This is a genomic window from Gemmatimonadaceae bacterium, assembly GCA_019752115.1.
Classification (GTDB): domain Bacteria; phylum Gemmatimonadota; class Gemmatimonadetes; order Gemmatimonadales; family Gemmatimonadaceae; genus Gemmatimonas.
In genome coordinates this window covers 134,198-149,305 of the sequence record JAIEMN010000002.1, presented here as the reverse complement: position 1 = coordinate 149,305, position 15,108 = coordinate 134,198, and the positions used below count along the sequence as shown (strand labels likewise).

Here is a 15,108-nt window from a genome sequence, read left to right as displayed (position 1 = left end):
GGGAGGTCAGACGCGAGTACCCCCTCGGGCTTCAGGTGGAAGGGAAAGAGGAAGTGGGCATCAGGACCGCCGCGGTCCTGACGCCCACCTCCTGTGCTCCTCCCGCCGGATGCCTGAGGGGTTACCCACATCGGTCGTCTGACCTCCCGGGTCCGACCTCAGACCATCCCCGCGTGTCGCTTTGCAACTCCCCGCCCCCTCCCCCCGTAGGGCCCTCCGTCCGGTGTTCCACGGTTCCCTCGGCCTTCGGACGCCACCCGATGCTGTTGTCGGTATCTCCTCGGTGCTACAATGGGGAGTACCGGCCTCGACTCCCCTATTCCACACGCGTGTCCGACCCCTTCGCCCCATCTGAAGACGCTGAACTCCGAGCCCACGTAGAGCAGGCGCTGAGCGCCGCCTACGAGCTCGACTGTGAGATCGGCCGCGGGGGAATGGGCATCGTCTACCGGGCCCGTGACCGGCGGCTCAAGCGCTTTGTCGCGATCAAGTTGTTGCCGCCCGAGCTGTCGTTCCGGCGGGATGTCCGCTCGCGATTCCTGCGCGAGGCGGAAACCGCGGCGCAGCTGAGCCATCCCAACATCGTGCCGATCTACTCGGTCGATGAGGTGGGGAATCTCGTCTTCTTCGTCATGGCGTGCATTGATGGCGACAACCTCGCCAAGAAGCTCGCCACCCGCGGTCCGCTCCCCATCGAGGATGTGCGCCGCTGGCTGCTCGAAGTCGGCGAGGCGCTTGCCTACGCCCATGCGCGTGGCGTCGTGCACCGCGACATCAAGCCCGACAACATCCTGCTCGACGGCATCGACGGGCGCGCGCTGGTCACCGACTTCGGCATTGCGCGCGCCGCGACCGACAGCGCCGATGGCGGCCGCCTCACGGCGACCGGCATGGCGATTGGCACGCCTGCGTACATGTCCCCCGAGCAGGCGTCGGGCGATCGCGATCTCGATGCCCGGAGCGATCTGTATTCGCTGGGCGTCGTGGCGTACCAGATGCTCTGCGGCGAGCCGCCGTTCACCGGCAACACGACGCCGGCGCTGCTCGTGAAGCATCTGGCCGAAGCGCCGATCCCCATCTCGCAGCGCCGCCACGATGTGCCGCCCGATCTGGCCGCCATCGTCATGCGGCTGCTCGAGAAGAACCCCGATCATCGCTTTCAGAGCGCCACCGAGATGGTACAGGCGCTCAAGACGGGTGTGGTCAACGGGGCCTCGCGCGCCGCGATCAATCCCACGTCGCCGGTGAACTTCAACGGCGCCCCCATTGGCGGGATGCCGATGAGCGGGATGTCGGCCGGCATGCCCGGCAATCAATCGGCGGCGCCCGGGTACGCCCCACCGGCGTACACGCCGCGCACGCTCACCAGCGAGCCGGCCGCGCCCATGCCGCGCCCGTTGGGCTTTGGGATGGACGCCACGGTGAATCGCGGCGGCGATCCGGCGTACATGGCTGGGAACGATTTCCGTGGCACGTACACGCCGGATGGCATGTACACGCCCACGGCGTCGGAGCTCGCGCGCTGGAACGCGCCGCAGGTGGTCGCGTATCGCCGCAAGCTCGGGCCGTTCATCTTCTTCGGTCTCCCACTCGCCGGCATTTCGCTCGTCACGAACTCCGAGATCGGCTCCATCCCCACGTTGTGGGGCGTCTATATCGGCTGGAAGTACGCGAAGCTCTGGTCCGACGGTTACGACTGGCGCGATGTGCTGCGGCAGCCGAAGGATCGCATGTTCGGGGAAGTCCTCTCCGACCTCGTCGACAGCGTGACCTCGGTCTTCAGCCGGAAGAAGCGCGATGAGCTCCGCGCGCAGGGCCGGAGCAATCGCAATACGCTGAGTGCCGTGCTCCGCCCGGGCACGCCGCTCCCCGGCATGGTGCCCGTCGCCCGCGGCCTGATGATGCAGCCGCAGGCACCGGTGCGTGACGATGAGCTGGGGGCCTATCTGCCGCTGGTGCAGGGTGCGCGGGCCGACCGCGAAGAGATCGCGCGCCTGTTGGCCACCGTACCGGCCAACGAGCGTTCGCGGATTCCGGATGTCGCCGGTACCGCAATCGATCTCGTGAACAAGGTCGAGCTGATCGCGCGCGATCTGGCGCGCCTCGAGCTCGAGCAGGGGCCGGCCATGCTACAGCGCGTCGAGGCCGAAATCGCCGCGCTCGAGGCCGAGGCCAATCCGCTCGATACCTCCCGCAGCGAAGCCCGGGTGCGTCGATTGGCGCAGCTGCGTCGCGAGCGTCGCGCGCACGTGGACGCCCAGCAGAAGATCACCACGCGCCGCGGCCAGCTGGAAAGCTGCCGCCTTGCCCTCGAGAACGTGCGCCTCGATCTGGTCCGGCTGCGGACGGGCAACAGCTCGGTGCAGAGTGTCACCCTCGTCGCCGAACAGGCGATGGCCATGGCGCGCGAGGTCGACATCGCCGTGCAGGCGGCGAGTGAAGTTCGCGACCTGACCACCGCGCGTTCGGGCACGGCCTGACGGCCCGCCCATGGCCGGTACTCCCATTCCGACGCGTGCCGAAGGCGCGCACGGGGCCGACGCCGCGTTGCTGCGCGATCGGGTCACGGCGGCCATTGGCGATGTCTATCTGATCGGCGAGGAAGTGGGCCGCGGCGGCATGGCCGTGGTCTACGCTGCCGAAGATGTGCGGCTCCAGCGCCCGGTGGCGCTCAAGGTGCTGCCCCCCGAGCTGGCGTTTCGACCGGACGTGCGCGAGCGCTTCGTACGTGAAGCGCAAACGGCGGCACGTCTCAATCATCCGCACATCGTGCCCATCTACGCGGTGCACGAAGTCGGCGGGATGGTCTGTTTCGCCATGGCCCTCGTGCGTGGCGAAAGCCTGGCGGCCCGCGTGCTGCGTGAGGGCAAGCCGTCGTTCGAGTTCATCGCGCGCATGCTCGAACAGGTGGCCGACGCACTCGCCTATGCGCATGCCTGTGGCGTGGTCCATCGCGACATCAAGCCCGACAATGTGCTGATCGATCAGGACAGCGGACGCGCGATGGTGACCGACTTCGGCATTGCACGCGCGGCCGAAGGGGGCTCGCGGCTCACGCAGACCGGCATTGCCGTGGGCACGCCGGCGTTCATGAGCCCCGAGCAGGCGATGGGCGATCGCGAAGTCGACGGGCGGAGTGATGTCTATTCAGTCGGCGTCGTCGGCTATCTCATGGTGGCCGGTAAGCTCCCCTTCGAAGCGAGCAGCACGCCGGCAATGCTCATGAAGCATGTGAGCGATTCGCCGCCGCCGCTGCGCGCCCTGCGTCCCGACGCGCCGCGGGTGCTGGTGGATATTCTTGAACGCTGCCTCGCCAAGCGGCCGCAGGATCGTTTCGAGAGTGCCTTGCAACTGCGTGACGCGCTGCGCCGGGCGCAGCGCGACGGCTCACTCGCCATCCCGGGGACGGTGGACCCGCAGGCGCCCGCGCGAGCGGCGGCGCCCGCCGGTCCGCCGTCGCTCGCGCGCGACGACAAGTACGGCCATCGCAGTGAGGACTGGGCGCCCCGGCGCGTGGCCGAGCCGGCACCCGCGCCGCGACAGCTGCCGGCGCCCGGCGTGCTGCCGCCGATGCCGCAACTGCCGCCCGTGCCGATCAACGGCGACCGCCACGCGATGCGCGAGTGGAAGTCGGACTATCGCGAAGCGATGCGCGACTGGCGCGCGCAGGTCCGCGAGCAGCGGCGCGACATGATGAGCGACTGGCGCGACGGGCAGGCCCCGTGGATGCCCGCGCGAAGCGACGACGAGCTCATCGCCCGCTTCAAGGGGCAGATGATTTCGAGTTTCGCCACGATTGGCTTTCTCGGCCTCGTCAACGCGGTCACGAGCCCGCAATTCCCGTGGGCGATCTTCCCCGCCGGCGGCATCATGCTCGGCGTGGTGGGACGCTACGCCAAGCTGCGTGGCCGCGGCATCACCTGGGGGCAGATCTTTGGCGGAGAACCGGCCAAGTCTGCGCCACAGTCTCCGGAAGGGCTCGCGAAGCTGGTGAAGGGCTTCCGCCGGCATCTGACGTGGCTTGCCGGCTCGGCCGCTGGCGCGATGGCCAGCTTCGCGATCGGCAGCACGTTCCACATCGATCCGATGGTGATTCCGTTCGGTCTCGGTGTCATCGGCACGATGATCGGTGCGCAGCGGTCGCTCGTCGACTGGCTGCAACTGCGTCGGGCCGGGATCTCCGCCGGCGATGCCCTCGGCGACGGCTGGAAGCCGATCGCGGCGCGCGCCGATACGCGCACCGTGGAGCAGAAGGCCAAGGAACGACTCGCCCTCCTGGCGGGCGACAGCGTGCTCGCCTCACGCTACGGTGAGATGGTGCGCAATGCCGTGGAGGATCGCGTCACGATCACCGATGTGCTCACCAAGCTGGGCGACGCCGACAAGGCGCTGATCCCCGACGTGGAGCCCACCGCCGAAGCGTTGCTCGAGCGCGTCGGGGCGCTGGCGCAGGGGCTCGAGCGTCTCGATCGCGATCTCCCCGGTGATGCGTTGCCGCAGCTCGAGGCGCGCGTGCAGGCGGCCGAGGCCGAGCCCGAATCGGCGCCCGATCGGGAGCGGCGCTTGTCGCTGCTCACCCGTCAGCGCGATTCCCTGCGCGAACTCGCCGAGCGCCGCGACACGATGGCGCGTCAGCTCGAGAGTGCGTCGCTGGCGCTGCGGTCGCTGCGCTTCGACATCGTGAAGCTCCGCACCATGGGCGTGGATGCTGCCGTGAACGATGTCACCAGCGCCACCCAGGAAGCGCGTGCGCTTTCGCGCGACCTGGGATACGTCCTCGACGCCGCCAAGGAAACGCGGTCGCTGTAGCGCGGTGGTGTTATCGCGTTCGCGTTATCGCGTTCGCGTTATCGCGGCACCAGCGCGATCGCGCGCAGCGGCCCGCCTGAGCCGCCTTCGATCTTCATCGGCAGCGCGACGACGAAAGCGCCGGTGGGCGGCAGCGAATCGAGATTGGTGAGGTTCTCGAGCCCCGCCACATTCTTGGCCATCGCGAGGCGATGCACCTGGAAGTCGGCGCTCTGACCATAGTCGATGGAGGCGACGTCGGCGCCCAGCACGGCCACCTTGCGTTCATCCACCAGCAGCGTGGCCGCCTGGGGGCTGAAGCTCGGGAAGTGCAGATGATCGGTGCGCCCCGGCGTATCATCGCCCAGATAGGCTTTCTTGTCGGGCCACTTGCTGCTCCACCCGGTGCGCAGCAGGACCATGCTGCCGGCGGGGATCACGCCATGCGTCTTTTCAAATGCGAGCACATCATCGCGAGTGAGCAGATAGTCGGCGTTCTGTGAGGCCGCGGCGCTGATGTCGATCACCACCGCCGGCGCCACGAGCTGCGTGAGCGGGATCTGGTCGCTGGCGTAGCCCTGTTCCGCGAAGTGCGACGGCGCGTCGAGATGCGTGCCGCCGTGCTCCGGTGACGAGAAGCTGTTCGCGCGATAGTACCACCCGCCGGGCGTCTTGCCGTTTGCCTGACTCTTCAGCGCGAAACTGGTCGGTGAGTTGGGCCAGTAGATCGTCTTCGCGTTGAAGGGATGCGAGAGATCGATGAGGCGCAGGCGCGCCAGGTCGAACGCCGGCGCGGTCGCGGCGGCGGTGGCTGCCGGAGCCGGCGCGGTCGTGGTGCACGCGCTCAGCAGCGCGGCGGCGAGGAGGAGCGACGGAGTCGTCGAGGGCATGGATTTCCTTTGAGAACCGAGAGCCGAGCGGTGAGCAGCGAGATGTGCGACATGAGCGGTCTCATCGCTCATCGCTCGATGCGCACCGCTCGGCTCTCGGTTCTCAACGCGATGGATACGCATCAATACCCCCGCTCCTCGAATTCCTGCATGAGTGTCCCATGCCCGTAGCGACGGGCCGCATCCTGTCCTTTGACGGCGGCGGCGCGGGCTTCGTCGTGCCGCCCGAGGGCCACGAGGGTGTCGCAGTAGCGCAGCCATCCATTGCCCTCGTCGTCGTAGCTGGCGAGGTACGACGCGAGCTCGGCGGCCGCTTCGTCGAGCAGGTTGGCCTTGAGCAGTTCGTTGGCGAGCCCGAAGCGGACGAGCGCGTTGTTCGGTTGCTTGGCGGCCATGGCTCGCATGGCATCGAGGCGGGAAGGCGCGGTCATGAGGTCGGTCGGTTCAACGCGTGAGAAGATCCGCCACGGCGGTGCCGAGGCGGTCGGGGGCTTCCTCGGGGGCCACGTGTGCGGCACCGGCGAGGGTAAGCGTCGTCAGGCGGCCGCTGGTTGCCTGCTGCAGCGCGGCCGCGATCCGCTGGGCGCGACTGGTGGACAGGAACGGATCCGTCGCCCCCAGCACGAGCGCCGTGGGGCAGGCGATGGCACCGGGGGCGAGGGCCGCCACGGTATCGCCACGCGACGCGCCCAGCGCGGCGAGCTGCGCACACGCCGCCTGGCGTCCATCGCGCAGCTGAAAGGGCTTGAGATACACATCGAGGGAGCGCGCGCCCACGTCGCGATGCGCAAAGCAGGGGAGGAGCGCGGCGTGCAGCGCCGACGCCAGCCAGCCCGGCGACAAACGACGCCACAGCGGCAGCAACCAGGTGAGTCGGCGTAGCCGGCGCGTGATGGTCGCATCGCGCGGATCGGCGGCCAGCAGCAACGGGTTGACGCACATGAGGTGCGCCACGCGCTGCGGTTGCTCATGGGCCACGCGGGCGGCGATGGCCGCGCCCATGCCGTGGCCAATGAGCATCGCCTGGCGGACGCCCATGACATCCAGGAGCTGGGACAGCCGCTGCGCATGAGCGGCCACGGTCATGGCATGCGCACCCGGCGGATCGGAGCGGCCATGGCCCAGCAGATCGAGCACCAGCACGCGATGCCCCTTGGGCAGGCGAGGGAGCACATCCTGCCAGAGGTGCGACGAGGTGAAGGCCCCATGCACGAGCACCAGCGGATGTCCGGCGCCCCGCTGCCCGAAGGCATAGCAGTAGAGGCGGACCCCATCGAGGTCCACGAATTCGCCGCGCATCAGCGACGCTCAGGGCAGGCGCGGACGCGCACAAGGGGCCACATGGCGCCCACAATATAAAAAGCGGGGACGCCGTAGGGCGTCCCCGCTGCACAACCGGACCGTGCGCGTGGTTTAGACGCCGCCGCGGCCGCGGCCCTGCGGCATGTTCTTGACGTTCTCGTCGAACTTGGCCTTGTCGGCGTCGCTCGTGAGAATCGCCTTGAGCGCCGCGTTGCGCTCTTCGTTCATTTTGCCCATCTGCTCGCGCATCGCGGACATGTCACCGCCACCGCTGCGCGCGGCCTGCATCATCTCCTGCTGCTTCTTCATGCCGTTCATGAGCACTGTGTCCGCCTTGGCCGACTGCGCCGGCGAGAGCGTGATGCCGGCGAACAGCTGCTCCTTCTGGCGGGCCATGCGCTGCTCGGGCGACATCTGCATGCCGCCACCGCCACCGCCACCGCCACCCTGGGCGTACGCGGGAGCAGCAACAGCGAGGACCGCAGCGGCGGCGATCAGGCGAAGCGTGTTCTTCATGGGGGGAATCCGGTGGGGAGGTTCAACGCACGCGGCGCGTTCGCGCCAGCGAGGGCAGGACACCACGATGCTATACCGGTGTCCCGTCCCGGGTGTTGGGGGACGTCTGAAATCTTGCCCGGTTCGGGAAACCCCGTGGTGCGACCCGTCACTTTCGCAAATTCGTGGGGTGACGCGTACCCCAAACCTCTGGCGAAGTCGGCGGCTGGGCATACAATAGCGTCATTGTGACTGTCCCTCCTGTGCCGACGCCCCCTTCCGAGACGGGCATGCTGCCGGTCCCCGGCGAGCTGCTGGTGCCGCGCGTCGTTCCGCCGCCGCCGCCCCCGCCGCCCCCACCGGTGACGGTGCCGGCGACCTGGCTGGTGGAGCAGGGCGCGCCGGTCATCGTGTACCGGGTGCTCCGAGAGCTCCTCCACCGGGAGCCGGCGTCGTCGTCGTGGCCGCTCCTGCCGTATGCGAGCCGCCAGGGGTGGCACCTGCTGGGGCAACAGGACGGCGATGGCACCTGGAACGATCGGATGCTCGCCATCCCCGCAGGGACCTCTCTGGTTGGCGTCGGCACCATTCCCGCCTACCGGCGGCTGCTCGAGCTGGGCTGGGACGCCGACTCGCCCGCGCTCGCCCACACCAAGCGGCTGCTCTTTCGCTTGCTGGCGCAGGACGACGATCCGACGGTGCTAGCGGAGCTCCGCCCGCCCGGTGACGACGAAGAGCTGGTGCTGCGGGGGCGCCTTCTGCTGCGCGAGGCGTCGGCGGCGGCGCTCGCGCAGGCCGGCTACGAAGCCGATCCGCGCCTGCGCGGGGCGGCGCGCCGGCTCATCGATCGCGTGTACGGGTTCCTGCGCTCTCCGCTGGCGCTCAAGCCGTGGGTGCGCGTGGGGAATCAGCATGTCCTCCACGCCGACGCGGCGCCGCCGAGCTTCCACCTGCTCCAGATGCTCGCCTACATGCCGCAGTTCCGCAGCGAGCACAGCGAGTTCATGGAACGGCTGTACACGTACCTGACCGAGGCGTGGCCCCGCCAGGCGATCGTGCAGCACATCGGGCCGCATATCGTCGAGCAGACGCATCTGGTCCCTGGCGACTTCCTGGCAACGCGGGGCGACCTCGACGGGGATATGCCCAGCGCGCTCGCCTGGCTGGAGCTCATGGCTCGCCTGGGCTTCCTGGGGCGGCACGAGGGGTGGCAGCGGCTGCTCGACCGGACCCTCGACGACCGCGATCGCCGCGGGGTGTGGACGCCTCCCCGGTCGGTCGTGATGCCGGCGTCGGTCCCGGCGTGGAGCTGGCCGCTGCTGCCCCTGACCGACGGCGGCGCCAGCGGCGACCCGGCAGCACTCTCGGTGGACGTGACCTTCCGCCTCGCCCTGATCGCGCAGCTCGCCGGCCGGACGCTCGAGTTCGTCTGATCCGGGGAATCAGGCCGATCCGGTAGCCTTGCCCGCCCGGGACCTTGTTAGGTTTCGGGACACACATGACTGTCATCGATCCAGATACGCTCGTCGGCGATGTGACCTTCGCTGACTTGGGGCTGGCCCAGCCCCTGCTCGACGCCCTGCGGGATGCCGGATACGAACGGCCCACGCCGATCCAGCGCGAAGCGATTCCGCTCGCGCTTAAGGGCCGCGACCTCATCGGCCTCGCCCAGACCGGGACCGGCAAGACGGCGAGCTTCACGCTCCCGGTGGTCCATCGCCTGCTGGGCGGGCCGCGACGCACCCGCGTCCTCGTCCTGACGCCAACACGCGAGCTCTGCCTCCAGGTGGAGGAGAGCGTGCGGAAGTATTCCAAGCACGCGCCGGTGGACTGCATTCCGGTCTACGGGGGCGTCGGCTACGAACCGCAGGAGAAGGCGCTGCGCCGTGGCGTCGATGTGGTCGTCGCCACGCCCGGTCGCCTGCTCGATCATCTTGAGAAGCGCAACGTCGACTTCACCTATCTCGAGACGTTGGTGCTCGACGAAGCCGACCGCATGCTCGACATGGGCTTTGCGCCGCAGATCAACCGCATCGTGGAGCAGATCCCACGCTATCGGCAGACGCTGCTCTTCAGTGCCACGATGCCCCCCGAAGTCGAAGCGCTCGGTCGCAAGTACCTGCGCAAGCCGGTGGTGGTGCAGGTGGGGCGTCGCTCGAGTGCGGCCACGACGGTCACGCACGCCGTCTATCCGGTGCCGCGTCACCGCAAGAATGACCTGCTGGTGCACCTGCTCAAGGCCGATGACCACGACTCGGTGCTCGTGTTCACCCGCACCAAGAGCGGCGCCGATCGGGTGGTCCGCGATCTGTCGCAGGCCGGCGTGAAGGCCGGTGCGATGCACGCCGACAAGTCGCAGAAGGAGCGCATGGCCGCGCTCGAAGACTTCAAGTCTGGGAAGCTGCGCGTGCTCGTGGCGACCGATATCGCCCAGCGCGGACTCGATATCTCGGGCATCTCGCACGTGATCAACTTCGACGTGCCGCAGCAGCCTGAAGACTACGTGCACCGCATCGGGCGCACGGGGCGCGCGGCGAGCACCGGCGATGCCTACACGTTCATGAGTGCCGAAGAGATCGGGATGGTGCGCACGATTGAACGGACGATCGGGCAGGAGATTCCCCGCATCAGCGTGCCGGGGTTCGACTTCGGGACGTAAGGCGCTTTCCGTGCGCTATTGGCGGCTGACGCGGCCCAGACGCGACACGGTGATGGTGTCAGCGGCCTGGCCACGCCGGACGATCAGGCGGAGGTTGGCGGCGCCGTAGCCCAGGCCGGTCGGCGCGTACGCCAGGGAGTCGCGGCTGCTCTCGAGGCGGACGCCGTCGGGGAGCACGGTGCGCGCGAGCGTGTCACTCCCGCTGTGGACGACGGCGCGGCGGGCGCTCGCTTCGATGCGGACGGCGGTGAGTTGTTGGCGCGCGAGTGCGATGTCGCGGGCGGTCCCGATGAGATCCACGAGCTCCTGCGACGCGCTGGCGACGGCGATACGGTCGAGGAGTGGCAACCCCGGCGCGACGGCGAGCGCGAGCAGCAGGCCGGTGACTGCCAGCACGGCGAGCTGTTCGGGGAGCGTGCGGCCAGCGCGTGCGGACGCTCCGGGAGCGCGGGGCGGCAATTGCGGCGGCCGGTGAGGGGCGGGATGTTGAGCCATGGCCACAACCTTGCCCCGTGACCCGCAGACCATGTCACCAAATCGTCGCGCGTTGGATCATTCTGTTTCACGGCCGCTTTCACGCCGGAGGCGGGTCCTGCTGATGTTGGGGGGCGTTGCCGCCTCCCTGGTCGCCTGCAACACGGCCATCCCCACCCCGACGTCCGATCTGACCTCTGGGCAGGCGCTGGTGGATCTGAACGCCCAGTTGGCCCAGTTTCGCGAGGATAACGCGTTGCTGCAGGCCCAGATAGACTCCCTCCGGGGGGCGGTGGCCTATCAGGACACCATCCTGCGGCAGTTGGCCGCCGGCGCGAACGTGCCGATGCGTCCGCCAGCGGTCCCTATCCCGTAATGGCTGACCACGGGGGTACATTTCAGTAACTCCCCCCCACCACCTGATTCATTTTCAGAAACATGCGGATTGCCATCTCCACGGGCGGCGGTGACGCCCCGGGCCTCAACGCGGTCATCCGGGCTGCGGTCCTGTCAGCTCGTACTCGCGGTTGGGATGTGCTGGGCATCAAGCGCGGCTTTGCCGGCCTCCTTGGCGAAGACGAAATCGTACCGCTCACCGTCGACAGCGTGCGTGGCATCGCGAGTCAGGGCGGCACGATCATCAAGACCACGAACCGTGGCAGTCCGTTCGCCTATCCCGTGCAGAAGCCGGATGGCACGTGGACGCACATCGATCGCTCCGACGAGCTCGTCGAGAACGCGCGCAATCTCGGCATCGAAGCGATCATCTCCATCGGGGGCGACGGGTCGCTCGCGATTGCGAAGCAGCTGTCCGAGAAAGGCGTGCGTGTCGTGAGCGTGCCCAAGACAATCGACAACGATGTGGCGTGCACGATCACCACGTTCGGGTTCGACACCGCCGTCAACACGGCGATGGAAGCGATCGACAAGCTGCACACCACCGCCGAGTCGCACGATCGCGTGATGATCCTCGAGGTGATGGGACGCGAAGCGGGCTTCATCGCGCTGCACGCTGGTGTCGCCGGCACCGCCGACGTGATCCTGATCCCCGAAATCGAGTGGGAGATCGACAAGGTCTGCGAGAAGATCATGGCCCGTGATGCGAGCGGAAAGCGCTCCAGCATCGTGGTCGTCGCCGAAGGCGCCAAGGCCAAGGGTGGTCAGGAGTCGATCATCGGCGCCTCGCTCCCGGGCCAGGAGCGTCGCCTCGGCGGTGTCGCCGAGCGGCTCGCTTTCGACATCCAGCGACTGACCGGCAAGGAGACCCGCTCGATGGTGCTGGGGCACCTCCAGCGCGGTGGCTCCCCGACCGGCTACGACCGTCTGCTCGCCACCCGCTTCGGCGCTGCCGCCGTGCAGGCCGTTGCCGACAAGAAGTGGGGGCACATGGTCGCCCTGCAGTCGCCGCACCTGGTCACGGTGCCGATCGCCGAGGTGCTGCGCGAAACGAAGCGCGTGGACCCCAAGCACGACATTGTGCAGACGGCGCGGATGATTGGGATCAGCTTCGGGGATTGAAGGGCTGGGGTTTTATGACCTGAACCCCCGAGGCATCAGGGGGAAGGGATAGAGGGAGTGGGCGTCAGGACAGCCGAACGGCAGTCCTGACGCCCACTCCCTTTGGTCCTCCCCCCTGACCCCTGAGGGGTTCCTCATCGCTCACCGCTGTCCTCAGAAAACCGACCGCTGTCCCCCGCCACGGACACCCCCTCCGTGACCTCCCGGACCTTCCCCCTGTCCCTAGGGTACCGAACTGCCGATACTTACGGGGCTGCCCCTGGCCTTGACGCCCTGTGGCACGCACTGGCACGGCGGATGCCCTTCTCGATACCAACGGTGCGGACCGACGCGGCATCGCACCGGGTTCGGGTCTTAGTGGAGGTTGGAGCATGATGCGTACATCCTGGCGGCTCCTGGCAACGATCGCGGCGCTGTTCACGACAGCGACGGCGGATCGGGCGTGGGCGCAGTCATCGAAGAGCGACAAGGACGCCAAGGGCGAAGTCCCGAAGGAGTATCTGCCACCGGCGGGGATGTGTCGCGTGTGGGTCGATGGCGTGCCGGCCAATCAGCAGCCGGCGCCGACCGACTGCGCGACGGCCGTGAAGAACAAGCCGGCCAATGCGCGCGTGATCTACGGCGAGGACAAGTCGAAGGGGAAGAAGGTCGACGAGCTCCCGATCAAGAGCCTCAAGGCGGGCGAGAAGAAGGGGCCGCCGCTCATTCCACCCGTCGCGCAGATGGATCCACGGGCACGGGATGCGTTTGAATCGAAGAAGATCACTGACGAACAGCTGTTCGGAGACCAGCCGGCGAAATCCTCGCCGGCTTCGTCGTATCCAGGCGGCGCATCGTCACCGTCGGGGCCCATGGGGTCATACGGCGGGAACCCAAACGGGAACGGCTATGTCACGCCGGGCGGCGTGATCGTGCCTGGCGCGGCGATCGATCCCCGCTACTTCAATCAGGGGCAGCGGCCACCGGGCACGGGCTCGTCGGTGTGCCTTGACCGCGATGGCGATGGCTGGTGCGATGATCTGCGCTACGGTCCGCCGGTGTGCCAGGATCTCGACAAGGATGGCCGGTGCGACGATCTGCCGGAGTACGCCTCCCGCGCCTTCCCGCAGGTACTGCCGGCCATGCGTTCGGCGCTCGATGTGATTCAGGGGCGTCCGAGCCAGGAGATCATGCAGTGGCTGGGCACCAACGAATTCATCGTGCGCATCCCCGATCAGGGGCGCGGTGGCGTACCCTGGCGCGCGATCTTCCTCGACACCAACAACCAGCTGCTGCAGGTGTGGACCGATCAGAACCGCGACGGGCGCGCAGATCGCATCGAGATCTTCAAGAATGGGCAGCGCGTCAAGCTCATACAGCGCTGAGGGAGAGCGCTTCGACGCTCATCGAGCGAACCGACGGTTGGTACTGGTCACCGGCACCGCATTCCAGGGGTCAGGCGGGAGATGTCAGGGGGGAGTAACTCCTCCCTGACGTCTCCCCCCTGACCCCTGAAGTGCAGTGTGCGTGACCGGCACGCCCCGGCGGACGCACCACCATGCGTCAACGCGCTCTCGCGACACAATCTGCCAAGTGATCATCCACCAACCCCACCGCTTGCATGTACGCGTAGCAGATGGTGGTGCCGACGAACTTGAAGCCGCGCTTGATGAGCGCCTTGGAGAGCGCGTCGCTCTCGGGCGTGCTCGTGGGCACATCGCGCATGCGCGCACGCGGCGTCACGATGGGCGTGCCGTTGACGAACCGCCAGAGCCACGTGTCAAAGCTGCCGAACTCCGCCTGAATGGCGAGAAAGGCACGCGCGTTGGTGACGGTGCTCTCGAGTTTGCCGCGGTGCCGCACGAGGCCGGCGTTCTGCATCAGCGTGTCGATCCGGGCCGGCGTGAAGCGCGCGATGGCGGCGACATCCCAGTGGAGGAAGGCCTCGCGATAGTGCTCACGCTTGGCCAGCACCGTACTCCAGCTGAGGCCGGCCTGCGCGCCTTCGAGCGTGAGAAACTCGAAGAGCACCCGGTCATCGTGTACCGGCACGCCCCACTCGGTGTCGTGGTACACGATGTCGAGCGGTTTGACGGCCCAGCTGCAGCGCACGACGCTCGGTGCTGCGTCAGCCGGGTTGGAGGTCGCCATAGTGCTTCTCCACGCAGGCATCACAGAGGCCATGCGACAGCCGGGTCCCGCGCTGGCGGCTGACGAATACCTCCAGCGGCTGCCACTGCTGCTGCTCGTCCTGCACCGCGCGGCAGTGCATGCAGACCGAGACGAAAGTGCCAAGGGCGCTGGCGAGCTGCGATGACGTGGTGGTGATCGCCTGCAACTCCGTTGCGTATGCCTTGCGGAAGTAGATCGCAAAGAGGCCGAAGGCGATGAGCAGCAGGAACACCGAGCTCGCGGCAACGGCGACCACCAGCATGGGGGAGCCGTTGGGCAGCAGCGGCGCGACCGTGGAAATCAGGGCGTACGCCGCCAGGGCGACCGCGGTGCCGCTGCGCTCGGCCATCGGCAACGAGGGGGTGCGCGCCAGCAGGAAAGCGGTGGGCAGCAACACGAGCGCTTGCACCGCGAGCGTGATTGTTGTGCCGACATGCCAGTCGTGTAGCACGGCCACGATGGCTTGGCTCACGGCGGGGATCGCGGTCGCAGCGGCCAGTATCCATCGGGTGCGCAGCGGCGGGCGCTGCAGCGACCAGACTCCGGCCAGCAGTGTCACGGCAAAGCCTGTCCGCAACACCGACTTCACATAATCCGGGAGCGGCTGCGCATCGGTGTACAGGGCGTTGCCGACATAGCGGAGCAGCAGCAGCCCCCACGCCAGCGCCCAATACCGGGCCAGACGATCTCGGCGTACGGTCGCCAGATACGTGAACACGAGCAGACCGATGCCCGCAACGATGGTGGGCAGCCCGCTCCGGAAAATGTCGAGGCGTTGCACACACAAAAGCTATGATGGGCCGTGGTCGCCCGCGAGGGTGCACGCGCCAT

Annotated in this window: 14 protein-coding genes; 7 read left to right on the top strand and 7 right to left on the bottom strand. The window is 68.0% G+C overall.

Annotated elements, in window-relative coordinates; genetic code table 11:
- Positions 1-329: 329 nt before the first annotated feature.
- A complete protein-coding gene (locus K2R93_00980) occupies positions 330-2,480 on the top strand; it encodes a serine/threonine protein kinase (protein MBY0488386.1) in 2,151 nt (716 codons plus the stop codon).
- Between the two features lie 10 nt (positions 2,481-2,490).
- Positions 2,491-4,809 carry a protein kinase gene (locus tag K2R93_00975; protein ID MBY0488385.1) on the top strand — a complete coding sequence of 773 codons (2,319 nt, stop codon included), beginning with the start codon at positions 2,491-2,493 and terminating at the stop codon, positions 4,807-4,809.
- A gap of 38 nt (positions 4,810-4,847) precedes the next feature.
- Here K2R93_00975 and K2R93_00970 read toward each other — a convergent pair whose 3' ends face one another.
- From K2R93_00970 to K2R93_00955, 4 genes are all read right to left on the bottom strand, one after another.
- Positions 4,848-5,678: a cyclase family protein gene (locus K2R93_00970; protein ID MBY0488384.1), complete on the bottom strand. Its 831-nt coding sequence runs from the start codon at positions 5,676-5,678 to the stop codon at positions 4,848-4,850.
- Positions 5,679-5,800: 122 nt separating this feature from the next.
- The gene (locus K2R93_00965) at positions 5,801-6,109 is read right to left on the bottom strand and encodes a hypothetical protein (protein ID MBY0488383.1); all 309 of its coding nucleotides are present in this window, start codon (positions 6,107-6,109) and stop codon (positions 5,801-5,803) included.
- 13 nt (positions 6,110-6,122) lie between these two features.
- A complete protein-coding gene (locus tag K2R93_00960; GenBank protein ID MBY0488382.1) occupies positions 6,123-6,977 on the bottom strand; it encodes an alpha/beta hydrolase in 855 nt (284 codons plus the stop codon).
- Between the two features lie 114 nt (positions 6,978-7,091).
- A complete protein-coding gene (locus K2R93_00955; GenBank protein ID MBY0488381.1) occupies positions 7,092-7,496 on the bottom strand; it encodes a hypothetical protein in 405 nt (134 codons plus the stop codon).
- Between the two features lie 269 nt (positions 7,497-7,765).
- Between K2R93_00955 and K2R93_00950 the strand changes: the two genes are divergently transcribed.
- Together K2R93_00950 and K2R93_00945 are read left to right on the top strand one after the other, a co-directional pair.
- Positions 7,766-8,908, top strand: coding sequence for a hypothetical protein (locus K2R93_00950; GenBank protein MBY0488380.1), 1,143 nt, complete (start codon positions 7,766-7,768; stop codon positions 8,906-8,908).
- A 101-nt stretch (positions 8,909-9,009) separates the two neighbouring features.
- Positions 9,010-10,134 carry a DEAD/DEAH box helicase gene (locus K2R93_00945; protein MBY0488379.1) on the top strand — a complete coding sequence of 375 codons (1,125 nt, stop codon included), beginning with the start codon at positions 9,010-9,012 and terminating at the stop codon, positions 10,132-10,134.
- 15 nt (positions 10,135-10,149) lie between these two features.
- On the opposite strand, the gene K2R93_00940 is transcribed toward K2R93_00945, so the two are convergent.
- Complete coding sequence (locus K2R93_00940) at positions 10,150-10,629, bottom strand: hypothetical protein (protein ID MBY0488378.1); 480 nt, start codon at positions 10,627-10,629, stop codon at positions 10,150-10,152.
- Between K2R93_00940 and K2R93_00935 the strand changes: the two genes are divergently transcribed.
- From K2R93_00935 to K2R93_00925, 3 genes are all read left to right on the top strand, one after another.
- Positions 10,628-10,984, top strand: a complete 357-nt coding sequence (locus K2R93_00935) for a hypothetical protein (GenBank protein ID MBY0488377.1) — start codon at positions 10,628-10,630, stop codon at positions 10,982-10,984. The two genes, K2R93_00940 and K2R93_00935, sit on opposite strands and share 2 nt — an antisense overlap.
- A 62-nt stretch (positions 10,985-11,046) precedes the next feature.
- A complete protein-coding gene (locus K2R93_00930) occupies positions 11,047-12,126 on the top strand; it encodes an ATP-dependent 6-phosphofructokinase (protein MBY0488376.1) in 1,080 nt (359 codons plus the stop codon).
- Between the two features lie 371 nt (positions 12,127-12,497).
- Positions 12,498-13,490 (top strand): hypothetical protein, encoded by a 993-nt coding sequence (locus tag K2R93_00925; protein ID MBY0488375.1) that lies wholly within the window; start codon positions 12,498-12,500, stop codon positions 13,488-13,490.
- A 178-nt stretch (positions 13,491-13,668) separates the two neighbouring features.
- Here K2R93_00925 and K2R93_00920 read toward each other — a convergent pair whose 3' ends face one another.
- A complete protein-coding gene (locus K2R93_00920) occupies positions 13,669-14,256 on the bottom strand; it encodes a DNA-3-methyladenine glycosylase I (GenBank protein ID MBY0488374.1) in 588 nt (195 codons plus the stop codon).
- Positions 14,234-15,058, bottom strand: coding sequence for a hypothetical protein (locus K2R93_00915; protein ID MBY0488373.1), 825 nt, complete (start codon positions 15,056-15,058; stop codon positions 14,234-14,236). The genes K2R93_00920 and K2R93_00915 overlap by 23 nt, the downstream gene beginning before the upstream one ends.
- Positions 15,059-15,108 lie beyond the last annotated feature (50 nt).

Bases quoted from the DNA above. Each gene is read 5' to 3' on its own strand.
- K2R93_00975 (MBY0488385.1), top strand. From the start codon at position 2,491: ATGGCCGGTACTCCCATTCCGACGCGTGCCGAAGGCGCGCACGGGGCC.
- K2R93_00970 (MBY0488384.1), bottom strand. From the start codon at position 5,678: ATGCCCTCGACGACTCCGTCGCTCCTCCTCGCCGCCGCGCTGCTGAGC.
- K2R93_00965 (MBY0488383.1), bottom strand. From the start codon at position 6,109: ATGACCGCGCCTTCCCGCCTCGATGCCATGCGAGCCATGGCCGCCAAG.
- K2R93_00960 (MBY0488382.1), bottom strand. From the start codon at position 6,977: ATGCGCGGCGAATTCGTGGACCTCGATGGGGTCCGCCTCTACTGCTAT.
- K2R93_00955 (MBY0488381.1), bottom strand. From the start codon at position 7,496: ATGAAGAACACGCTTCGCCTGATCGCCGCCGCTGCGGTCCTCGCTGTT.
- K2R93_00950 (MBY0488380.1), top strand. From the start codon at position 7,766: ATGCTGCCGGTCCCCGGCGAGCTGCTGGTGCCGCGCGTCGTTCCGCCG.
- K2R93_00935 (MBY0488377.1), top strand. From the start codon at position 10,628: ATGGCCACAACCTTGCCCCGTGACCCGCAGACCATGTCACCAAATCGT.
- K2R93_00940 (MBY0488378.1), bottom strand. From the start codon at position 10,629: ATGGCTCAACATCCCGCCCCTCACCGGCCGCCGCAATTGCCGCCCCGC.
- K2R93_00930 (MBY0488376.1), top strand. From the start codon at position 11,047: ATGCGGATTGCCATCTCCACGGGCGGCGGTGACGCCCCGGGCCTCAAC.
- K2R93_00925 (MBY0488375.1), top strand. From the start codon at position 12,498: ATGATGCGTACATCCTGGCGGCTCCTGGCAACGATCGCGGCGCTGTTC.
- K2R93_00920 (MBY0488374.1), bottom strand. From the start codon at position 14,256: ATGGCGACCTCCAACCCGGCTGACGCAGCACCGAGCGTCGTGCGCTGC.